Origin of the sequence: Pedobacter sp. 22163, assembly GCF_052045595.1 — a bacterium.
Taxonomy (GTDB): Bacteria; Bacteroidota; Bacteroidia; order Sphingobacteriales; family Sphingobacteriaceae; genus Pedobacter.
The window spans coordinates 112,322-134,373 of sequence record NZ_JBQEPM010000009.1 but is presented as its reverse complement, the minus strand read 5'-3'; the positions used below and the strand labels follow the sequence as shown (position 1 = coordinate 134,373).

The 22,052-nt window shown below is 38.4% G+C and carries 24 protein-coding genes; 9 read left to right on the top strand and 15 right to left on the bottom strand.

Going from position 1 to position 22,052, the window contains the following annotated elements; genetic code table 11:
• The 3 genes from ACTJKN_RS21720 to ACTJKN_RS21710 all read left to right on the top strand — a co-directional run bounded on the left by ACTJKN_RS21720 (position 1) and on the right by ACTJKN_RS21710 (position 5,484).
• Positions 1–1,080 carry an HlyD family secretion protein gene (locus tag ACTJKN_RS21720; RefSeq protein WP_440827811.1) on the top strand — a complete coding sequence of 360 codons (1,080 nt, stop codon included), beginning with the start codon at positions 1–3 and terminating at the stop codon, positions 1,078–1,080.
• 8 nt (positions 1,081–1,088) lie between these two features.
• Positions 1,089–2,636 carry a DHA2 family efflux MFS transporter permease subunit gene (locus ACTJKN_RS21715; protein WP_440827810.1) on the top strand — a complete coding sequence of 516 codons (1,548 nt, stop codon included), beginning with the start codon at positions 1,089–1,091 and terminating at the stop codon, positions 2,634–2,636.
• A 262-nt stretch (positions 2,637–2,898) separates the two neighbouring features.
• Positions 2,899–5,484: a phosphoenolpyruvate carboxylase gene (locus tag ACTJKN_RS21710; RefSeq protein WP_440827809.1), complete on the top strand. Its 2,586-nt coding sequence runs from the start codon at positions 2,899–2,901 to the stop codon at positions 5,482–5,484.
• 267 nt (positions 5,485–5,751) lie between these two features.
• On the opposite strand, the gene ACTJKN_RS21705 is transcribed toward ACTJKN_RS21710, so the two are convergent.
• The 5 genes from ACTJKN_RS21705 to ACTJKN_RS21685 form a co-directional block, all read right to left on the bottom strand.
• Positions 5,752–6,000: a DUF6952 family protein gene (locus ACTJKN_RS21705; RefSeq protein WP_010599336.1), complete on the bottom strand. Its 249-nt coding sequence runs from the start codon at positions 5,998–6,000 to the stop codon at positions 5,752–5,754.
• Positions 6,000–6,308: a thioredoxin family protein gene (locus ACTJKN_RS21700; protein WP_025141703.1), complete on the bottom strand. Its 309-nt coding sequence runs from the start codon at positions 6,306–6,308 to the stop codon at positions 6,000–6,002. The genes ACTJKN_RS21705 and ACTJKN_RS21700 overlap by 1 nt, the downstream gene beginning before the upstream one ends.
• Positions 6,309–6,322: 14 nt before the next feature.
• On the bottom strand, positions 6,323–6,955 hold the full coding sequence (locus ACTJKN_RS21695) for a peroxiredoxin (protein ID WP_025141704.1): 633 nt from the start codon (positions 6,953–6,955) through the stop codon (positions 6,323–6,325).
• A gap of 259 nt (positions 6,956–7,214) precedes the next feature.
• Entirely contained in the window at positions 7,215–9,599 is a 2,385-nt protein-coding gene (locus tag ACTJKN_RS21690) for a prolyl oligopeptidase family serine peptidase (protein WP_440827808.1), read from the bottom strand.
• A 177-nt stretch (positions 9,600–9,776) separates the two neighbouring features.
• The gene (locus ACTJKN_RS21685) at positions 9,777–10,964 is read right to left on the bottom strand and encodes a hypothetical protein (RefSeq protein ID WP_440827807.1); all 1,188 of its coding nucleotides are present in this window, start codon (positions 10,962–10,964) and stop codon (positions 9,777–9,779) included.
• A gap of 186 nt (positions 10,965–11,150) precedes the next feature.
• Here ACTJKN_RS21685 and ACTJKN_RS21680 point away from each other — a divergent pair, with 186 nt between their 5' ends.
• The 4 genes from ACTJKN_RS21680 (at position 11,151) to ACTJKN_RS21665 (ending at position 14,094) form a co-directional block, all read left to right on the top strand.
• Positions 11,151–12,548, top strand: a complete 1,398-nt coding sequence (locus tag ACTJKN_RS21680) for an aldehyde dehydrogenase family protein (protein WP_440827806.1) — start codon at positions 11,151–11,153, stop codon at positions 12,546–12,548.
• 122 nt (positions 12,549–12,670) lie between these two features.
• Positions 12,671–13,195, top strand: coding sequence for a YfiT family bacillithiol transferase (locus ACTJKN_RS21675; RefSeq protein WP_440827805.1), 525 nt, complete (start codon positions 12,671–12,673; stop codon positions 13,193–13,195).
• Positions 13,192–13,674: a DUF6265 family protein gene (locus ACTJKN_RS21670; RefSeq protein ID WP_440827804.1), complete on the top strand. Its 483-nt coding sequence runs from the start codon at positions 13,192–13,194 to the stop codon at positions 13,672–13,674. The genes ACTJKN_RS21675 and ACTJKN_RS21670 overlap by 4 nt, the downstream gene beginning before the upstream one ends.
• A gap of 231 nt (positions 13,675–13,905) precedes the next feature.
• On the top strand, positions 13,906–14,094 hold the full coding sequence (locus ACTJKN_RS21665) for a hypothetical protein (RefSeq protein ID WP_230142901.1): 189 nt from the start codon (positions 13,906–13,908) through the stop codon (positions 14,092–14,094).
• Between the two features lie 43 nt (positions 14,095–14,137).
• On the opposite strand, the gene ACTJKN_RS21660 is transcribed toward ACTJKN_RS21665, so the two are convergent.
• The 8 genes from ACTJKN_RS21660 to ACTJKN_RS21625 all read right to left on the bottom strand — a co-directional run bounded on the left by ACTJKN_RS21660 (position 14,138) and on the right by ACTJKN_RS21625 (position 19,803).
• Positions 14,138–14,857, bottom strand: coding sequence for a heavy-metal-associated domain-containing protein (locus ACTJKN_RS21660; RefSeq protein ID WP_440827803.1), 720 nt, complete (start codon positions 14,855–14,857; stop codon positions 14,138–14,140).
• Between the two features lie 301 nt (positions 14,858–15,158).
• Positions 15,159–15,983, bottom strand: a complete 825-nt coding sequence (gene ygiD, locus ACTJKN_RS21655) for a 4,5-DOPA dioxygenase extradiol (RefSeq protein ID WP_230142898.1) — start codon at positions 15,981–15,983, stop codon at positions 15,159–15,161.
• A gap of 107 nt (positions 15,984–16,090) precedes the next feature.
• Positions 16,091–16,663 (bottom strand): YceI family protein, encoded by a 573-nt coding sequence (locus tag ACTJKN_RS21650; RefSeq protein WP_230142897.1) that lies wholly within the window; start codon positions 16,661–16,663, stop codon positions 16,091–16,093.
• A gap of 196 nt (positions 16,664–16,859) precedes the next feature.
• Positions 16,860–17,423 (bottom strand): helix-turn-helix domain-containing protein, encoded by a 564-nt coding sequence (locus ACTJKN_RS21645; RefSeq protein ID WP_440827802.1) that lies wholly within the window; start codon positions 17,421–17,423, stop codon positions 16,860–16,862.
• Positions 17,423–17,926, bottom strand: a complete 504-nt coding sequence (locus ACTJKN_RS21640) for a DUF3347 domain-containing protein (protein ID WP_230142895.1) — start codon at positions 17,924–17,926, stop codon at positions 17,423–17,425. The genes ACTJKN_RS21645 and ACTJKN_RS21640 overlap by 1 nt, the downstream gene beginning before the upstream one ends.
• Before the next feature lie 8 nt (positions 17,927–17,934).
• Positions 17,935–18,747 (bottom strand): hypothetical protein, encoded by an 813-nt coding sequence (locus tag ACTJKN_RS21635; RefSeq protein WP_440827801.1) that lies wholly within the window; start codon positions 18,745–18,747, stop codon positions 17,935–17,937.
• 1 nt (position 18,748) lies between these two features.
• Positions 18,749–19,285 (bottom strand): heavy-metal-associated domain-containing protein, encoded by a 537-nt coding sequence (locus ACTJKN_RS21630; protein WP_440827800.1) that lies wholly within the window; start codon positions 19,283–19,285, stop codon positions 18,749–18,751.
• A gap of 116 nt (positions 19,286–19,401) precedes the next feature.
• A complete protein-coding gene (locus tag ACTJKN_RS21625) occupies positions 19,402–19,803 on the bottom strand; it encodes an HYC_CC_PP family protein (protein WP_057931037.1) in 402 nt (133 codons plus the stop codon).
• A gap of 94 nt (positions 19,804–19,897) precedes the next feature.
• On the opposite strand from ACTJKN_RS21625, the gene ACTJKN_RS21620 reads away from it, so the two are divergent.
• Positions 19,898–20,620, top strand: coding sequence for a peptidylprolyl isomerase (locus tag ACTJKN_RS21620; protein ID WP_440827799.1), 723 nt, complete (start codon positions 19,898–19,900; stop codon positions 20,618–20,620).
• On the opposite strand, the gene ACTJKN_RS21615 is transcribed toward ACTJKN_RS21620, so the two are convergent.
• Both ACTJKN_RS21615 and ACTJKN_RS21610 read right to left on the bottom strand, forming a co-directional pair.
• Positions 20,613–20,900, bottom strand: a complete 288-nt coding sequence (locus ACTJKN_RS21615; RefSeq protein ID WP_440827798.1) for a type II toxin-antitoxin system RelE/ParE family toxin — start codon at positions 20,898–20,900, stop codon at positions 20,613–20,615. The genes ACTJKN_RS21620 and ACTJKN_RS21615 overlap by 8 nt on opposite strands.
• Complete coding sequence (locus ACTJKN_RS21610) at positions 20,897–21,124, bottom strand: hypothetical protein (protein WP_116250436.1); 228 nt, start codon at positions 21,122–21,124, stop codon at positions 20,897–20,899. Before ACTJKN_RS21610 ends, ACTJKN_RS21615 begins: the two co-directional genes overlap by 4 nt.
• Before the next feature lie 90 nt (positions 21,125–21,214).
• Between ACTJKN_RS21610 and ACTJKN_RS21605 the strand changes: the two genes are divergently transcribed.
• Positions 21,215–21,982, top strand: a complete 768-nt coding sequence (locus ACTJKN_RS21605; protein ID WP_440827797.1) for an exodeoxyribonuclease III — start codon at positions 21,215–21,217, stop codon at positions 21,980–21,982.
• The last annotated feature ends 70 nt before the right edge of the window (positions 21,983–22,052 follow it).

Below are 22,052 nucleotides of genomic sequence, written 5' to 3'. Positions count from 1 at the left end.
ATGACAACTGAAAAGAAAAAAAAGAACATAGTAGTACCCATCATTTTAGGTGTTTTACTAGTAATAGGCATAATCTTCGGGATTACAGAGTGGAATTATTATAGCAAACACGTAGATACGGATGATGCCCAGATTGATGGCGATATCAGTCCTGTTGTTGCCCGTGTTGGCGGTTATGTTGCGGCGATTAATTTTGAAGAGAATACACATGTAACCGAAGGACAGGTTTTGGTAAAGCTCGATGACAATGACTATAAAGTTAAATTAGAGCAGGCACAATCTGGTCAGAAAGGTGCAAGCGCAGGTGTTGGTGTGGCGCAATCGCAAATTGTAGCTACCCAGGCAAATACTGGAACCGCAAAAGCAAACGTTGATGCTGCAAAATCAAATGTTGAGGCTGCCAATGTTAAATTAAATTTAGCGCAGAAAGATTATAATCGCTACGAAAATCTGGTAAAAGACGGTTCAATCACACAACAAGCTTTCGATCAGGCTAAGGCGAGTAAGGAATCTGCAGAAGCGGCCAGACAATCTGCTCTGGCAGCATATCGTGCAGCGCAAGATCAATATAATGCTGCGGTTAAACAAGTTGGTACCACACAATCACAGTTGGCAGTGAGCAGCAATGTAATCAGCCAACGTCAAAGTGATATCGATTTTGCTAAACTTCAATTATCATATACAGATATTAAAGCCCCTGCAACCGGTATTGTGTCTAAAAAGAATGTTCAAAAAGGACAATTGGTTCAGGCTGGTCAATCTTTATTTTCTATCGTGAATGACGGAAGCATTTATGTAACGGCGAACTTTAAAGAAACTCAATTGGAGAAAATTAAAGAAGGTTCTAAAGTAGAAATTGAGGTTGATGCTTATCCAGACGAAAAAATTGAAGGTGAAGTGTATAATTTCTCTCCAATTACCGGTGCAAAAGGATCTTTATTACCTCCTGATAATGCAACTGGTAACTTCGTTAAAGTTGTTCAGCGTGTACCAGTTAAAATCAAAATCCATCCATCAAAAGAACTGTTGGCTAAGTTGCGCCCAGGAATGAGCGTTAAAGCATCAGTATCTACTAAATAAGTACTAAAATGGCCGAAGTAGGTTTAAAAAAGTGGATTATTACGTTTACGGTAATTACAGCGTCATTATTGGAGCTGATTGATACGACTATCGTAAACGTGGCGATTCCACAAATACAGGGAAACCTGGGCGCTACCCTGGAGGATATCGCCTGGTTATCTACTGGATATGCCGTTGCGAACGTAATCGTCCTGCCTATGTCGGGCTGGTTGGGGAGTCGTTTCGGGCGTAAAAATTATTTCTTAACCTCCATTATCGTTTTTACCCTTGTTTCCTTTTTATGTGGAAACGCAACATCTTTAAATGAACTTATTTTGTTTAGGATTTTGCAGGGAGTAGCCGGCGGCGGATTAATTTCAACAGCACAAGCTATTCTGATCGAAACCTGGCCACGTGAGGATGTGGGTATTGCTACTGCACTGTTTGGTTTAGGTGCCGTTGTTGGTCCAACCGTGGGGCCAACGATTGGCGGTTATATTTTGGAGATAGCAGATTGGCCTTGGATATTTTATGTAAATATTCCCGTCGGAATCCTCGCCGCCTATTGTACCTACACTTTTATTCGAGAGACGCCAAAAGATGGAAAAGGTAAACCAGTTGATTGGTGGGGGATAGCACTATTGGCGATTGCAGTTGGTAGTTTGCAGACGGTACTTGAAAAAGGCGAAAGTGAAGACTGGTTTTCTACACCATATATAACCGCTTTAGCTGTAGTATCTGTTTTTGGTTTGCTTTTATTTATCTGGAGAGAAACCGCTACCGAATACCCGATCGTTAACCTGAGGATTATGAAGAAACGGAGTTTTTCTATCGGTATGTTTACCTCCTTCATTTTAGGGTTTGGGTTATATGGCTCAGTATTCGTGTTCCCCGTATTTGCGCAAAACCTTTTAGGCTTTACCCCTCTACAAACAGGTAAGCTATTTATTGCAGGTGGTATTTGTACGATCGCCATGATGCCTTTCATTGGTATTATGCTTAAAAAGGGTGTTCCTGCACAATTTATGGCTACAGGAGGCATGTTTTTATTCTTCGTTTTCTGTTGGATGTTAAGCAATTCTACATTGGCTTCCGGAACAGGAGATTTCTTCTGGCCATTGGTGATCAGAGGTTTTGGTATGGCTTTATTGTTTGTACCATTAACAACTTTAGCCATGCAGGATTTGTCTGGCGCAGAGATTGGCCAGGGTTCTGGTTTGAATAACATGAGCAGGCAATTAGGTGGGTCTTTTGGTATTGCCGCGTTAACAACACTAATTCACATCCGTTCAGGTTTCCATAGAAGTAGCTTACTTGCTAATGTTAATGAATATAACCCCGCATTTGTTCAGAAATTAAATGCATTAACAAGTGGTTTTATGGCCAAAGGATCATCGTTTATTGATGCCAAATTAATGGCCATGAAAGCAATTGAAGGTTCGGTAATTAAACAAACCATGCTACTTACTTATAACGATGCTTATTGGGTTGCAGGGTTGATCATGTTGTTCTCTATCCCCTTGCTTTATCTTCAAAAGTTTAAGAAAAATGCAAACATTCCTGCCGATGTACACTAAAATTTGCAAAGAAATGCCCTAAAAAATGGCAAAAAACAAAAACAGCCGGTGTATTTTATTACATCGGCTGTTTTAACCCAAAAAATTAACAATCAATGCAATGCCCTTAAACATTGCAAATGTTCTTACTTAACCACATAGTAGCCAAATAAGATTCTAAAATTAAAATTTATTCTACAATTTTCCAAATTGTAAGCCTTAGAATTTTAATACCTTATGCATTTTTTGTAGTATTACGGTATACAAAACTATTGCATAAGCTATGCCTAAACTTCGTTTAACTACGCAACGAGAATCTATTTTTAATAATGAGGTAATCTCAAAATTCGAACTATTTAACAGTTTATTTCTCACCTTGCCTTTTTACAAAATTAAAGATACCGGAACACTGCTTCCGCTGTTTTTTAAGAGCTGTGAAGAAGGCATTGCAAACGGAGAAAAACCTGCACAGATTATCGAAGAATTTTTTGCCAAGTATACAAGTTATACCGACCCTAAGGACATTGTTGACCTGCTTTTCCGTTTTATCCAGTATATCGAACGTCAGGTGGTACTTTTTGATGCCGTTGAAGATGCTTCTTTTACCAAGTTAAATACCACTGATGAACAGAGTACGTTGGCATTTATATTAAAAAAGAATGCCGATAACAAACCGATGTTATCAAAAATTGAGAAGTTGATTGACGAACTTTCGCTTCGTTTGGTTTTAACTGCACACCCAACCCAATTTTATCCTGGAAGTGTATTGGCTATTATTACCGATTTAACTAAGGCCATTCGTGATAACGACCTTACTTCGATGAACTCACTGTTACAGCAACTGGGTAAAACGCCATTTTTTAACAAAAAATCGCCAACACCGGTTGATGAAGCCTTAAACCTGGCCTGGTTTTTAGAAAATACGTTTTATTTCGCTGCGGCGAATATTCAGGAAGAGATAGACCAGAACCTTGATGAATATAACCTGGAGACCAAGAAAATTTTAGAGCTGGGTTTCTGGCCTGGGGGGGATAGAGACGGAAATCCGAACATTCATGCCGATACGACTTTGGAAGTTTCTAAAATGTTGCGACAGATCCTTTTCCGTTGTTATTACCGCGATTTCAGGGTAATTAAACGCCGCATCACCTTTAGAGGTGTTGAAGAAAATATCGCAAAACTGCACGACGTACTGTATCTAAATGCTTTCGACCAGACCTGTGAGCTTCATGATATTTCTGATGAACTAAGGGATAACCTGAATAAGATTAAAGAAACATTGTTAGCCGAACACGAAGGTTTGTTTGTTGACCTGGTTAACGATCTGATCCGTAAGATAGATTTATATGGTAACTACTTCGCGTCGCTTGATATTCGCCAGGACAGCCGTGTGCTGAGAAGTGTACATGCCTATTGCCGCTCAAATAAGCCGATTTCTTCGCTGTATCCTACTGATTATGATAAACTATCCGAAGCGGAGAAATTAGCTTTAATCTCTTTTAAAGAGGCAACGGTTGTTTATGCCAGTGAGCCCGATGCCTTAACAAAAGATACCATTGAAGTAATCAAAGAAATTAAAGGCATTCAAAGACGTAATGGCGAAAAAGCATGTCACCGTTTTATTATCAGTAATTGCCAACAGGCGAGCGATATTTTGCAATTGATTGAGCTTTTCCTTTGGAATGGCTGGAGTAAAGAATCGTTGACTATTGATTTTGTGCCGCTTTTTGAAACCGTTAACGATTTAAAGGGAGCCGCTGCAATTATGGATACGCTTTACAGCAATCCATTCTATAAGGCACATTTAGCCAGCCGTGGAAATAAACAAGACATTATGCTTGGTTATTCTGACAGCACCAAAGATGGTGGTTACTTAATGGCCAATTGGTCTATTTTTAACGGAAAGACCTCATTATCTGCGGTTTCTGCCAAGCACAATATTCAGCTGGCGTTTTTTGATGGCCGTGGTGGGCCGCCTGCGAGAGGTGGAGGTAAAACACATCGCTTTTATGCTTCTATGGGCAAGGAAATTGCGAACAAGAATATGCAGTTAACCGTTCAGGGGCAAACCATCAGCTCTCAATATGGTTCGGTAGAAAGTGCTGAATTTAATATCGAACAATTAATCAACGCAGGACTTACTTCCGGATTAAAAGAAAAACATAATATTCTGTTAGATCCTGAGAATAAAACGCTGCTTGATGAAATGGCTGAAGAAAGTTATAAAGCTTTTGTCGACCTGCGTGAGCACCCATTATTTGTGAGTTATTTAGAGAAATTATCTCCTTTAAAATTATTGTCGCAAGCTAACATTAGTAGCCGCCCGGTTAAAAGAAACGGTGGAGGCGAAATGAAGCTCGAAGATTTAAGGGCCATCAGTTTTGTTACCGCCTGGAGTATGCTGAAACAGAATGTTCCTGGCTTCTATGGAATGGGAACAGCTTTAAAAAATCAGGAAAAAGCTGGAAATTGGGATAAAGTGCTTAAAGTTTATCAGGATTCTGATTATTTGAAAACGATTGTAGATAACTGTATGATGAGTATGAGCAAATCAGACTTTACCATTACAGCGCATTTGGCCGCAGATGCGGCGTTTGGTGCTTTTTGGACGCAACTACACAACGAATTCGAATTAGCCAAGGAGATGCTTTTAAAACTCTCAGGACAGCCAACATTAATGGCTAATTATCCTGTAGATAAAAAATCAATCGCCACCCGCGAAAAAATCATTTTACCATTGGTATTGATTCAGCACTTTGCTTTAGAGAAACTGCAACATGATCAGAACGAGAAAGACCAGCACGCTTTAGAAAAACTTGCCGTTAGAACGGTATTTGGTATTGTAAATGCGGGAAGGAATTTGGCTTAATTAAGCCAAACCTTCAGGTTTTGAAATATAATCCAAGGTCTGTGTCCCCACAGGCCTTTTTTTTATTCCTGTCATTCTGAGGTACAAAGAATCTCATGCATAGCAGCAGGTACTGAAATAGCCACTTTTTGTTAGTCTTGTAATTTTTAGGTTAGAGATTCTTCACTGCGTTCAGAATGACAGATTGCTAACAAACAAAAATCCCCCGCTGATTTTCATCAACGAGGGATTTTATATTTTGAAAAGTCAGATTAAGCTTTAAAACGATTATCGATCAATCGAACCCATTACCTTTTGGCCGAAGGCATTTAATGCGTCCTTTTCGGCTGCACCTTCGCTTACCATCTGATGTACTTCTAAGGCACCACAGATATTGGTAATCATTTCGCCCGCAACATCAACTTCATGTTCACTAACCCCTCTGAATTCGCAAAACGCCTCTAAAACCTCCAAAGTTGTCTCCAGTTGTGCTGGAGTGGTGTTTTGAAATAATTGTCTTATAACCGGAATCTTCATTACTTTATCTTGTTAAATAGTTCAATTAAACCTTCTGCTTTGTTGGTTTGCACCTGATCTACCAAGCTACCGCCTTCAAAAGCTGCGAAAGTTGGTAAATTATCAACATTTGCAAATTTGCGTGAGTTTGGAAGTTTTTCGGCATCAACAATCAGGAAAGCTACATCTTCATTTTCTGAAGCCAGTTTTTTAAACTTCGGTTTCATGATTCTGCAGTTTCCGCACCAAGATGCAGCATACTGAACCATCACCTTTGAGTTATCGGCCAAATACTGTTGAAGATTATCTTCTGTTAATTCTAAAAACATAACGTTTAGTTTAATTAGTTAGCGGCTAAATATTCAGCTACGCCAGTTCTGTTCGCATTCATTGCTTCTTTTCCTTCTTCCCAGTTTGCAGGACAAACTTCACCATGTTTTTGAACGTGAGCATAAGCATCGATTAAACGTAAATATTCTTTAACGTTTCTGCCTAATGGCATATCGTTAACACTTTCGTGGAAAACTTTACCAGTTTCGTCGATTAAATAAGTAGCTCTGAAAGAAACATTTGATCCTGAGAAAGATTCGTTTCCTTCTTCATCATAGTTAACTTCCTGATCTAAAATATCAAGGATGCCAGATAACTGTCTGTGTGTATCAGCTAAGATCGGGTAAGTAACACCTTCAATACCGCCGTTATCTTTTGGTGTATTTAACCAGGCGAAGTGAACTTCGTTGGTATCGCAAGATGCACCAATTACAATTGTATTTCTTTTTTCAAACTCAGGTAAAGCAGCCTGGAAAGCGTGTAGTTCTGTAGGGCAAACGAAAGTAAAATCTTTTGGATACCAGAACAATAACACTTTGCTATTTTTGTTTACAGCTTCTTCAAATACATTGATTTTCAAGTCATCACCCATGTCTGACATTGCATCAATACTAACACTCGGGAATTTTTTGCCTACTATTGCCATAATTTTTTTGTCTTTAATTTTATGCCACAAAGGTAAGGCTAAAACAGGTGTTAAGCAACCCAGTTTTACTAATTGTCAATTGTATTTATTGATAACGATATAGATGAAAACTATATTGTTTTCGTGAAATATAGTTGTGTGCTATTTGCGCCTTTAGTCGTCATTTCGAGCGGAGTTCAACGCAGTCGAGAAATCTAATGAGATAGATCTCTCCGTTCCGCTACGCTTCAGTCGAGATGACGACCAACTTAGGGGAAAGCTACTTCTTCAGCGTATTCTCATACAGCTTAAATATCCTTTTATACTCGTCAGTCCAGCTGCTAGGCTCGATAAAACCGTGGTCTTCAACAGGGTAAACGGCCAGTTCCCAATTGTTTTTGCCCAACTCTATAAAACGTTGACTAATGCGAACAATATCCTGAAAGTGAACATTCACATCAACCATTCCATGCGCCATTAAAAGGTTGCCCTTTAATTTATCGGCGAAATAGATCGGCGAGCTTCTTTTATAAGCAATTGGATCGTTATAAGGTTCGTTTAAAATATTTGAAGTATAACCATGGTTGTAATGTGCCCAGTCGGTAACCGAACGTAAAGCTGCGCCACTGGCAAAAACATCCGACTGGTTAAACATCGCCATTAAAGTAATGAAACCGCCGTAGGAGCCGCCATACAAGCCAACATGTTGGGGATTAGCACCATATTTCTCTACCAAAAATTTAACGCCATCAACCTGATCGGTTAAATCTTTTCCACCCATGTGGCGGTAAATGCCTGTACGGTGATCGCGGCCATAACCAGAACTCCCGGTGTAATCGATATCGATTACGGTATAACCGTTATCGGCCAATAAATTATTGAACATAAACTCACGGAAGTAGGTGCTCCAGCCGAAATGCACATTTTGAAGATAGCCTGCGCCATGAACAAAAACTACCGCAGGGTGGTTGGAATGTGGATTATCAGATTTATACACCCTTGCATAAACATCTGCACCATAGCGGTTTTTAAAGCTTACCATGTCCGGTTGACGCCACTTGTAAGAATTAAATTCGGCAGAAGTAGATTGGGTAATTTTTTCGGCTTTAGCACCAACTTTATTTGGCTGAAGATATAACTCTCCAGGCTTATCCATGAAGGAATAATTAATGGCTATGTATTTTTCGTCAGGAGAGAGGGTAATATCATTTAAGCCTTTCATGGTGGTAATCTGAACAAGCTCACCACCGTTTACACTGATTTTAAAGAAATTTGTAATCCCTGGGTGCTCCTTATTTGTTTTAAGATAAAATGTACTTCTATCCTTTGAGAGCTGAACAGATTGCACTTCCCATTTGCCAGAGGTTAGTTGTTTTTTATCGCCTGTGGCAATATTCGCCACATAAAGGTGCGAGTATCCGGTCGCTTCGCTTTGATAGTAAAAGCGGTTATTGTCTATCCATCCGGTGTTGCCCTGGTAAAAACCACTAATGCCCGGGCCACCAATCCAGGCTTCATCCCGTTGACGGTCTATTAAAGAAAACTTCCCTGTTGATGCATCCAGTTTTAAGATCCAGCGGTCTTTATTGTCGGTAGACGTAGCCACGACAATTGCAGTACTTCCGTTATCATTCCAAAGCGGGCCGAAGAAATTTACAGGTCTGTCTGCGTTTTTCTTTTTTAAAGTATCCAGTTCTTTAGGGTAATCTTTAAGGTAATCAGGAAGATCTTTAATGCCCGGTATGGTAGCAGTCTGAATTGTATAAACAGAATCTTTTTGAGTATCGTAGATAAAGCCCTGCGAAATATTTTCATTTTCCCCAACCTTTGTTCTGCCAGGAATATCTTCAGTATAGCCTGATGATGTGATATAATTCGGAACAACGGTACTGTGGTTATTTTGGGCTGGCGTGGTTAGCTTATAAGTAATAAAATGCCCATCGGGACTAATAGTTACACCATTTAAGAATTTATCTTCGGTGTAAAGCTCTTTTAATGGTTTTGAATCTGCAGATGTAGCGCCAGAACGGCCTCTTCCACCACGGGCACCACCTCTGGTTTCCGCATTTCTTTTTTTAATGATATCAAACAATTCGGTTTGCTGTGCCTTTAACCAGTTATCCTGCTCGGTAAGCTGCTTGGTTTCTGGTCGACCTGCTTTTTTACCTTTAACGAAATTGGTGAGCTGTTTGATTTCGGCAGATTTTAAATCTACTTCAAACAAATTATCACCCAATTGATAAACGATATTTCCATTGGTTAAAAAAACAGGGCTGTTTTCTCGCTCTTGCGTGCTGGTTAGCCGCGTTTCTTTATTGTTTTTGAAATTCTGCAAATAGATATCGCCACTTTTTTCGATTAAGCCAAGCGAGCGGTCATTGTTATAGGTATAGTTTAAACTTAAAAGCTTTTCCTCTTCCTTTTCTGCCGCTTTAGCGGGTTTGGTAGCTGCTGCCGAAATTTTAAATAACTCTTCTTTAGCTTTATTTTCAGGGTTCCAGTTGAAGTACAGGGTTTTGCTATCTGCAGTCCAACGGAAATTGGTTGGTGAAACACCCATCCACTTTGGATCGCGCATTATCTTTTCGACGGTTAAAGGCGCTAATTGTTGTGCAAAAGCATATTCGCCTGTGCAAAGCAAAAGGAAAAGTAAATATTTCTTCATGAATTTTAGGTTTGGCTGCAATTTAGGGAATGGACTTGCTAATTTTAACAGGAAATGGAAATGTTACAACAACCTCACCCTATGAACCGTAGTGCTTTCAAAGGCTGTTCATTCCCTCTCCTCAAGTAGAGGGATACGGAAGGCAGAAGTAGCTGCACCAACTTACATAGGGAGAGGTTAGCGGATTACCCTTCCGGTTTTATCTACATTCACCCGATCAAAAGGTTCCAGATATTCGTTAATGATTACTGCAAATTCTCTTCTGGTTAATACTTTTTTAAGGTCGTATTTAGAATTAAACTTGTAATTTTTGTTCCATTTTTTTTGCAGCTCGGTCTTGGTTGCCTCAATAGATTTATTGCCCACATAACAAATCATAGCAATGGCATTTTCTAAATTTATGGGGATATTCTGATGATCATCAAACCAGATCTGGGCCTTGTAATAATAATCTTTGATCGGCTGCTTAATTTCATCGTAGGTAACATCTTTTTCGGGATTGAAATAGGCTTTATCTTGTTTTATTTCTGCTTTGATAATTCCCGTTATACCCACTTTTTGGATGGCCAGCCAGTTAGAATCAATTGTTTTTACATCTTCAAAGGGCATTAACGTGTGTTTATAGGCTAATAACTCACCCTGGATCCTTTTTAAATTTGATAAACTGGTTTTGGTGTCGAAAAATGCAGCATAGGCCGCGGTGGCGCCAGCAGCAGGACCAATTTCGAACTGATCGGCAGAAATATATAAAAGGTTTTCTTGGTTGGGGATGAGTAAGCTGTATAATGATAAAAAACTGGCCCCTTTGGACGAAACACTTGCTACTGTTGTTCTATATAAGTTTTCATTATAATTTAATTGGCTTGAAATCGCAGGGTTTATACTAGTGATTTTTAATGCAGCTAATAATTGATCTGGTTTATCGGCCATAACCAGAACTTTTGCCCTAATGCTTTTGTCTTTAGTGAGCTTCACTTCCCAGCCATTGCCTGAGCGTTTAATTTCGGTGTAAGGAATACCATTGATTACATTTAAAAGCTGAGTGCTATCAACCGTCACCTTCACAGGTTTCTTTTTATCAGGTTTTGGCTTAGGGATTTCTAAGCTTTTTGCATTTTCGATTTCCCTTTTTAAAAAGCTTTGATAGAAAAGAGTTACTTCTTTGGGCTTGCTTTCAGAAATTTTCTTAAGATCAAGCTGTTCCTTTTGTGTAAGCAGAATTGTTTTAACACCAGATCTGAACGATTGAAAAGATGCTGAATAAGCGGCATCGCCACTACCAATAACCAATACATCTGTTTTTAGGGTTTGGGCATGTATAACCATCGGAATTATGAATGCGAAAACAAAAAACAATCTTTTCATCTTGAATATTAAAATTTGCTGCAATATGCTTTAAATGAATGAATTTTTAATGAAATGAGTGCATTTTAACTAAATTAATGCAAAACTTTAGCAAGTTCGATCAATCGCTTAATTTTCCTATAACTTCACCAAACTTATATTTTCTTAAATTGCTTATACAATAAAAATTGTGAGCCTTTGGTAATTATGGAAGAACAGATAAAATCAGTTTTTGATTTACAGCAGCAACGTAAATTTGGATTGCGAAAATCGGATACCAAAACCCGCATCGCAAAACTAAGGCAGCTTAAACAGGCATTAGAAAATGCTGAGGAAGAAATTTTTGCAGCATTGGAGCGAGACTTAAGCAAAAACCGCTTCGAAACCGCAGTGACGGAACTGTTTTTTACTTATGCTGAAATAGATCACGCCATAAAAAATCTGCATAACTGGATGAAACCCAAATCGGCAGGCAGGACTATGAGCAATCTTTTTGCGCGCAATAAAATTTATTATGAACCAAAAGGTGTTTGCCTGATTATTGCTCCTTGGAACTATCCGTTACAATTGATTATGAGTCCGTTGATTTCTGCCATAGCAGCAGGAAATTGCGTTATACTAAAGCCTTCTGAATTGAGTGCTGCGACGGCAGGTATAATCAGCAAATTGATCTCCAATACGTTTGATCCAAAAGAAATTGCCTGTTTTGAAGGTGATGCCGAAGTTTCTACAGTGTTATTAAAACTTCCTTTTGACCATATATTTTTTACCGGAAGTACCGCAATTGGTAAGGTGGTTATGGAAGCTGCGGCAAAAAATCTTAGCTCAGTTACCTTAGAGCTTGGCGGTAAATCACCAGCTATTATAGACGAAACCTGCGACCTAAAAAAAGCCGCAGAAAAAATTGCCTGGGGCAAATTGGTTAATGCTGGACAAACCTGTATTGCCCCGGATTATGTGTTGATTAAAGAAAATAAGCTCGCCGATTTCGCAGCGCATTATGAAAAAGCTGTTCGGAAAATGTTCTTTAACGGAGCTGAAATTAACAAAAATGATTATGCTAAAATCATTAATCTAAAGCAGTTTAACCGTTTAAATAAATTAATTGAAGAGGCTGTTCGTGATGGAGCAATATTGGCCTTTGGTGGAAAATCGAACGAAAAAGATTTAACCATTACGCCAACACTTTTAACTTCGGTAGCCGAGGGCAGCAGGATTATGCAGGAAGAAATTTTTGGACCAATTTTACCTGTTATTACTTACAACAATCTACAGGAGGCAATTGATTTTGTGAACAGGAAAGAAAAGCCTTTGGCACTTTATGTTTTCTCAGGCAATAAACAGAACCAAGATAAAATTATTACTGAAACAAGTGCAGGCGGGACCTGTGTAAATGATGTATTGGTCCATATCGGTAATCCTAATTTGCCTTTCGGGGGAATAAACAGTAGCGGCATAGGCAGTTGTCATGGTGTTTTCGGTTTTAAAACCTTTTCGCATGAAAGAGCCGTGGTTTTTCAGTCGGAGTTGGGGTTAACCAAAATGATTTATCCGCCTTACGAAAAAAAGATGAGCTTGTTAAAATGGTTGAAGAAATTGATGTAATTCAGTTCCCGCTGATTTAAGGTGATTTTCACAGATATATATACCCAGCTCTTTGCCCTCTGTGTATTCCCTCTGTGATAAAAAACAACAATACTTATTCCTAAAAACCTTATTTTGGGTTCATGGATTTAGAACAGCTTAAATACCCAATTGGCCAATTTTCAATGCCGGAAATTTTCGATCAAAAACAAATCGATATATGGATTTCCGAAATAGAAGCTTTGCCTAGCCAGCTTAAAAACGCTACCGAAAATTTGACCGAAAAAGAATTAAACCAAACTTATCGCCCGGAAGGATGGACGTTGAGGCAAGTTGTTCACCATATTCCCGATAGCCACATTAATGCTTATATCCGTTTTAAACAAGCCATTACCGAAGATGTTCCCGTAATCAGGCCTTATTACGAAGAACGCTGGGCCGAAACGGGGGAAGCAAAAAATGGTGATATCAAATTATCTGTTGATTTATTGGCTGCTTTGCACCAACGTTGGGTTGCTTTTTTAAAAACATTGAAACAAGAAGATTATCAGCGAAAATACATTCACCCAGCTCAGGGAAAAGAACTTACATTAGCCAACATGTTGGGTATGTACGCCTGGCACGGAAAACATCATTTGGCACACATTACAAATACGATAGCAAAATGAAAAGAACTCATTTAAATTTTATGGTCTTAATCCTTATTGGATTTTGCACTAATGTTAACGCGCAAAAAAATCCTTCAAAAACCTTTGCTTTCATTTTAGGTTCATGGGAAATGCAAACTGCCAAGGGTAAAATTATAGAGCAGTGGGTGCAAAATCCGGATAAAACACTCAGCGGGAAAAGCTATCGAATAAATGCAAAAGGTGATAGTTTGCTTACCGAAACCCTTAAGATTAAAAAGATTGGAAAAGATACTTTTTACTGTTCAACTGTAACAGGGCAGAACGAAGGGAAAGAAACTTGTTTCAAACTTATCACCACAAAAGATGAGACCTATGTTTTCGAAGATAAAACACACGATTTTCCGCAGCGGATAGTTTACCAAAATCAGGGCAAAAATGATCTGCTCGCCTGGATTGAAGGCGAGCTTAATGGTAAAAGCCGAAAATCGGAGTTTAGGTATAAACGGCAAGAGTTGTGATCTTATTTTACCTGTAAATGCATATATTTATAGAGCAAGTTGAAATTAATAGTACGCTCTGAAAGAATACTATTTTAACATTTTATTTTAGGATCGTCACCCTGAATTTATTTCAGGGTCTTCATATGAGAGATGCTGAAATAATTCAGCATGACGACCGCCGCCTAGCGCGAACCCTAAAATGATATGTTTAGTTAAAATATTAATCAGATTCATTTAATAATACTAATTATGAATATCAAGCAAACATTAACAATAAGGCCAGATAAACAGCGTTCTAAACGAGTAGAAAATAATAGGCTAGAAGAGAAATCTATTTCGTCATCGAAATTAAACGGTGTGGTGGGAGCAATTGAATTACCCAATGATTTTGACGAAGAAATAGAGCTCCGTGCTTATTTTGAAAGCAAACACTTATAGAATAAATTTAAGTACCTTCTCTGATGGGTTTTAACTAATTTAATTACATCAAAATCAGCATTGCTGCGCTCATGGCAATCATAATGGCATCTTCAACAATGGTTACGGTGCTCATAGGTAGATTGAAAACGGCACCCAAACAGGCACACTGAATCTTTTTCTTGTTTAAAACACTTTCTAAAACACCAAGGATGCTTACCGTCATTACAATTAGCGTAACCCAGTTTACTGCAACTGGTGACAGGTTTAATGCAAAAGATAAGCCTAATCCAAGTTCGATAAAAGCATAGATGTAACCCCACGCACCAAATTTTTTGGCTATGATATCGTACATGGCATAACTTTCGGCAAAAGCTTTCAGATTAAGCATTTTAAAGAAAGAGAAGGTGAGGAAGAAACCCGCCATAAAAACGCGCATGAACACCATGAAATTAATTCCGCTTGATTGCCACGAAACCACAAGCGATATGGCAGTAACATAACTGAATATCAATAAAATGGGTTTATAAGTTTCGGCCCACGATTTTGCTTCTTCAAGTGTTTCGCTATGGTGGGTGGCAGAAATTTGATATTTGCTGTCTTTGCCGCCCAAAGCTTGTTGGAGTGTATCTAAGCCAATATGTTTATCCATGCTAATGGTGGCAGAATTGGTATCTTTCGAAACCTCAACAGAAGTTACATCTGGTAAAACGAGCAGGTTACTTTTTACTTTATTTTCGCAACCGCCGCAAGTCATGCCGGTAAGTTGATAGGTATGTGTCATGATTAAAATCTTTATACAAATTTACCGCTTCCTAGGGCCATAAGCGTTACAGAATAATCATAAAGTTTTATAGAATTTTAGGCTGCTGTCATTCTGAACGCAGTGAAGAATCTCTATCTGCGGGGGACGGTTCTCTGTGATTGTGCGATAATTCCCTCACCGTTTAAATAGTTATCATTAAGAAATTAAGGTCATTAAGGTTTGATCAACGTTTTATAAACAAAGCAAACAAGCCATTAGACAAGTTGTTTTCCCTAAACCCTAAACCCTAAACCCTAAACCCTAAACCCTAAACCCCTGCTTATCCCACCAAAACAGAAGTCATGGTTAACGAACCGCCAACAGCTTTGTCATTAAAGAAAGAAACTTCTTCCTTGTCGTTTTTCATTCCGAGGGTATAAATCAGGGGTAAATAGTGCTCTGGTGTAGGGATGGCCAACATCGCATCGGTACCCAGGTTACGATAATTAATTAAAGGTTTGTGGTCGCCATTGGCAATTAAATTTTTAAACTTATCATTCATTTCAATCGCCCAATCATAACCGCCACCATTAATCATTTCCCAGCTTAACATGCGGAGGTTGTGTACCATGTTTCCGCTGCCCAAAACCAATATCCCTTTTTTACGGAGCGCATAAATTTCTTTGGCTATTTCATAATGCTGTTCCGGCGATTTGGTATAATCGATACTTAATTGCAAAACTGGAATATCGGCATTTGGGTACATGTGTTTTACCACTGTCCAGGTGCCATGATCTAAACCCCAATCGTGGTCTAAACCAACGGGAGTGGAGTGAATTAAATTCGGAATTTCTGCGGCCAGTTTTGGATCTCCTGGGGCAGGATATTGAACATCAAAAAGTGCTTGCGGAAAACCACCAAAATCGTGAATGGTGCTCGGGAAATCCATTGCAGTAACAAAGGTTCCATGTGTGTACCAATGCGCCGACACCACTAATACTGCTTTTGGCACTGGAATATTTTTTGCCAATTCAGCCCAGCTCTGACTAAACTCATTGTTTTCGATCCCGTTCATTGGGGAGCCATGACCAATAAAAAGTGCAGGCATTAATTCGGTTTGAGGTAAGCGCTGGGTAAAACTTCTGAATTGAGATAGTGTAGACATGATTATTGGGTTTGTCTGATAGAAATTTAAATAATCGTCCTCCTGAACTTGTTTCAGGATCTAATGAGAAAGATTCCGGGTCAAGCCCGGAATGACGATCTCCTCAATTATTTCGCCTGAACGAATTCAAGGTTTAATTTAATGGCTACATCTTTTGCAACGCCGGCGCCAGTTGGATCATATTTAATGTTATAATCTAAACGGTTGATGGTTGTTGTAGCACCAAATCCGGCTTTAGTATTGCCTTGCTGATCTTTAGCCGTACCACCGTAAACAACAGCAAATTTTACATCTTTGGTTACATCGCGGATGGTTAATTTACCACTTAATTCATAGTTGTTTCCACTTAATTTTTTGAAGGAAGTGCTTTCGAACTTCATCGTAGGATAAGTCGCCACATTAAAAAAATCGTCAGTTTTTAAGTGGCCGTCTCTCATGTCAACACCAGTTGTAATGCTGTTTACATCAACGCTAAAGCTGATTTTAGCATCCGTCAAATCTGGTTTAGAAGCCGTAACCGTTCCGTCGAATTTTTTAAAAGAACCGTCAACGAAAGAAATACCCATGTGTTTAACCGAAAAGTTAACAAACGAGTGCATCGGATCTATTTTCCAGCTTGTTTGTGCAAATGATGCTACACTGATTGAGGTAGCGATCAGAAATAAGAATAACTTTTTCATAAGTTTATAATTTAGTTTTAACTGTGATGAAGCTATCAGATTTTTCACCAATGTGGTTTGAAAAATCATGATGGTTTCATAATAGTAAATTTATTTAGATACAAATGTAGTTGAGTATCAGCCGATCAGTCTTGACGTATGATAAGAAATTTGAGGTTCGTATACGACTTATAGCCTATCGACCATAAGCCATCAACTATTTCACCTCGTCCAGTGTTTTCCTGCTATCTGTCGATGCTGCTTTATAAACCGAGGGTGTAATTCCCGTTACTTTTTTAAACTGTGCCGATAAGTGTGCAACACTGCTGTAATTCAGTTGATAGGCAATTTCACTTAATGTGAGTTCACCATAAGTGAGCATTTCTTTTGCTTTTTCTATTTTTTGAGCAATAAAATACTTCTCGATAGTTTGATTTTCCACTTCCGAAAAAATAGCACTTAAGCTTGTATATTCCAGTTTTAACTGCTCGCCGAGATAGGCAGAAAGATTGATTTTTAATGGCTCTTGGGTATAGTGTACCAGATTAATAATGGCGGTTTTAATCTGCTCTGCAATCTGGGTTTTCCTATCCTCAAGTAATTCGAACCCAAAACGAGTCAAATTATCCGATATCTTGATTTTCTCCTCCGGAGAAATATTTTCAGCCAAGGTAACTTCGCCAAGTTCAACCAATAATGGTTTAAAGCCGAGCTTTTCAAGCTCAGCTTTAACCACCATTTTACAACGGTTGCATACCATGTTTTTGATATGCAGCTTCATTAGTTCGATTTTATGGTTTCAGAAACGTCACCGCAATCAAACATCATACTTCCATAATATGGATTTTCGATGTTCTCTTTTTCGTTTAACCAGCTTGCCTTTGCCATTGGGCAATGTTGAATGTAAACGGTCTTGCTATTAAACTTTAAACCCTTTAAGGTCTTGATCATGGCATAAGAAATTCCTTCAAAAGCTTTTCTTTGTGTTTTAATGTCATTAGAGCCTGCAAGTTGCGCCGCTTTACTTTTAATGATGGCCGCTTGTTCCATAAATGTTTTATGCTGATCGGCAGGTAAATCTTTATGGTTAACCGCATTTACTTTTGCCGATAAAACCTTTACTTTTTCGATGGCTAAGTCTTTTTTGTCGGTTGCTAAAGCATTTTTCACATCGTAATAAGCTGTTAGCACCTGATTTAAAGCTAGATCTGTTTTGCTTTGTGCGTAAGTGAAAGCTGTTGTTGCGATTGTCATGATGGCAACTATTCCTAATATTTTTTTCATCTGTTATTTTATTTTAAAACGTTAAAGAAATTAAACTCTGCCCTAAGCAGGTACATATTTTTGGTATATCGGTTATCCATATTTCCAGTCGCCTGAAAACGGTAGCCCAAATCGATACGGGTTGTGCTATTTAAAATCATCTGTATGGCTGGGGCTATATCCAAGTACGATTGGCCGCTACTTGGGTCTGTTTTTCCCAACAACTCTAAATATACGTTAAAGTTTGGCTGCTTGTAATCCTTATAAATCACTGGCAAAACCAGGTAACCCGATGATAAACTGTAAGAAAGCATTTTGTCAGGCTGAGGTGTATTTAATCTCAAAACCTTATCAGTAATGATGGCATCAGCGTAACCCAATGTGGCCGAAAGCGCTAGTTTGTGCAAAAGCTGCGTGAAAATTAAGCCTGTTTGCCATCCGCTGTTATCCCCCTCTAAGTTAATATCTCTCGTAAAATTAGGGCGATTACTTGAACTTATTCTCCCAAAAGCTGCAGCCCTGAAGTGGCTATGTGCTTCATCCAGTGATAAAAAGCGATACTTGGCGTAAAGACTCCCACCTTCTAAACGGTATTTTCCGTCCATATCAGATAAAAAACCTTGTGCATGCATCATCAGGTTTTTATTAAAGCCAATCATTACTTCTGGAATAGTTCTGCTTACAAAACCGGGATTGTTGAACATGCCTTCATTCGTAATTCTTACACCTATCGATTTGGTTGGCATATTACTGGCGGGCTCGGTAAATACATAGAGTTCTTGCGTAAAACCATTTGTATAGGCGCCGATAACCATCAGCGCCAATACGAGTATCCTTTTCATCTTAAGAAAGAACTAAGTGATAAATACGCGTTTTTTTTCCGTTAACTACGCCAGTACCACTCGCATAAGCATCAGAATTAGCCGTTGTGGCTTGTTTTTTAAATGCTGAACCTGAGATGAAATTTTTGTCCACTACACTGGCTTTTATAAGCCCATTAAGTGTTTTGCTTTTCGCATTTACAAAACGGTACACATTGCCATCAACAACCGCCTGACCTTTATCGTCTATTTTTACCTGATTAAAATTGAAACTTGCGGTTAAACCACCAACCGAAAAACCAGCATCCTGAACCTTTTTGCGAACCAGGTCAAGGTTAATGTTAGCGTCTTTTTTAAAAGTTAAAACAAAGATATTTTTGTTCAGATCGGGTTTTACGCTACTGATAAAGTTTAAAGTCTCTAAAGATTTTTGTGTAGCGTTAGAACACATAGAACAGGTTAAACCTGTTACCTGTAAATCTGCTGAAGATATTTGTTGCGCCGATACTTTAACGGCGAAGAATAGCATAATGATGCCGAATATTTTTATTGCTTTCATGATTTTTTTGAATTAGAATAATTTTTTAAGCTATCATCTCCTTTGAATTCATTTCAGGGGCACATAGCAAAATGGATCCTGAACCAAGTTCAGGGTGACGAAGAGATTAGAAAATCCTAATTCCTAAAAATACAATTGAAAATATGCAGGGCGATCCGCGAGGAGAGTGGCGGGGCTTTATTCGAAATTTTACTGAAAAACTTCGGCGTAATGTTAGTGAGAAATTCTAAAACCGGAGGATGAAGAAAAAGTTGGATCGAAAACAACTTCGGCATTTGCACCTGTGCCGCTGTTTGATGACTATCTTTAACTTTTACGGTTACCTGTGTATTTTTGCAACAACCGTCGTCTTTCTTTTCGGCAGGAATGTCTTTGCAGAATTTGCAGGAAACTTCATTGCTGAAAAGTTTAACATTTTCCAGTTTGCCTCCACAGAAATGGAGACTTAAAGCCAAACCCATAACACTAACTGCATAGAATACAGCCAAAGAAAGTGCTATTTTTTGTTTTAACTTCATTAATACAAAGGTAAAGGAAAAAATATCGAATAATGCCGGTAATTATTTATTGAATTTCATTTTTTAGCTTACTTTAGCCTTAAACACCAATTAAATGAAGAAAATATTATTATTCCTTTGCACCTTTTCGATACTTTCAGCCTTTGCTGCAAAGCCCAAAAACCAATATGTACGCATTAAAACCGAATTTGGAGAATGCATTGTTAGGTTATATAATCAAACTCCTTTACACCGCGATAACTTTTTGAAATTAACCAAATCGGGATATTACAACGGTGTTTTATTTCACAGGGTGATTAAAGATTTTATGATCCAAGGCGGTGATCCCGATTCTAAAAATGCAAAACCTGATTCTTTATTGGGTGAGGGTGGACCTAAATATACCATTCCGGCAGAGTTTAATGATAGCTTGTTTCACAAGAAAGGCGTTCTGGCTGCGGCCAGGGAAGGTGATGATGTTAATCCGGCCAAAGCATCAAGCGGTAGTCAGTTTTACCTGGTTCAGGGAAAAGTTTTTACCGATCAGCAATTGGATAATGTAGAAGAAAAACGACTTAAATTCAAAATTCCTGAATGGCAGCGTGTGGTATATAAAACGATAGGTGGCACGCCTCATTTGGATAGAAACTATACCGTTTATGGTGAAATAGTGGTTGGTTTGGATATGGTTGATAAAATAGCTGTTCTGGCAACTGATAAAAACAATCGCCCAAAGCAAGATGTAAAAATGGAAGTCACGGTTTTGAAAAGAAGAGCGGCAAAAAAATTGGAGAAACAGCTGTTACAAGCTTCTTGGAAAGATAAGGTGGTTATGTAATTAATGGATCTTGTCTGTTGTCGAAAAAGAATAAAAGCCGAATTTGATCATTTTGAATTTCATAGAACACGGAAGTCTGATTCGTTATCCTTCCTTTTCTACATTGATCGTAAATTGAAGCCTCAAAAATTTCAGGTTGTACTTTTATTATTTTAAGGATTTTATTTGCTTGTTTTAAGAACTTTTTTGCTGATTGTTCACTGAATTTATCCAGAATGAAGAAAAAAATAGCATCAAAAGTTTCTTTTGCTTCATCGGTCCAAAATATGGGCAAACTCATAAATATTTAGCATACCGTTTCATTACCTCGTCATGAGGTGTTAATTTCCCTTCTTCAGCTTGCTTTAATCCTCTTTTAATACCCTCTTGAACATGTTTCGGTAGTTCCTCTAAAACAACCTTTTCGCTGTAGTTTAAAAGCATGTCTAACTCTGACAAAAGATTTTCGTCATCTGTTTCGAATACTTTTTTTGCGATCTCTATTTTTAGCTCTTCAATGCTCATAAACAAATTTAACGAAAGCAAATCTGAATTACTAAGCATTTATTTAATTAATTTCTAAATTTACCGCCCACAACAATTGAAATTTACTGAATGAAGATTATCTCCTATAACGTTAATGGGATTAGGGCGGCAAGTACCAAAAACTTTTTTGGCTGGCTACAAGCTACAGATGCTGATATGGTCTGCCTGCAAGAAGTAAAAGCTTTGCCACTGCAGATTCCTGAAATTATTGCCCTGATTGAGCAACTTGGCTACCATCATTATTGGTTCCCTGCTGAAAAAAAGGGATATAGCGGCGTGGCAATTCTGACCAGAATTAAACCGAATCATATCGAATTTGGCTGCGGTGAAGAATGGATTGATAAAGAGGGTAGGATTTTAAGGGCCGATTTTGATGATTTTTCTTTAATGAGTCTCTATATGCCATCTGGCTCAAGCGGAGATGAACGTCAGGTTAAAAAGTACGAATTTATGCGGTTCTTTGATGAGTACATTGGAGCGTTACGTAAAGAGATTCCTAATTTGATTGTAAGTGGCGATTACAATATCTGTCATACTGCTATAGATATCCATAATCCTAAATCAAATGCCAATTCATCAGGCTTTTTACCGGAAGAACGGGAATGGATGCAGTTGTTTCTGGAAAATGGTTTCATCGATACTTTCCGTCATTTTAATAAAGACCCGCACCATTATACCTGGTGGAGCTACCGTGCCGGCTCGAGAGGAAAGAATTTGGGTTGGCGGATCGATTACCATTTGGCTACAAAGCCTATGGAAAACCGTTTGAAAAATGTTAGAATTTTACCCGACGCAATCCATTCCGATCATTGTCCGGTTCTTTTAGAAATCGATTAATGTATTTGGTTAACCGTTTTGTTGTTCACGATTAACCGATTTAAATAGTTAACCAATTAACCTTCAACTA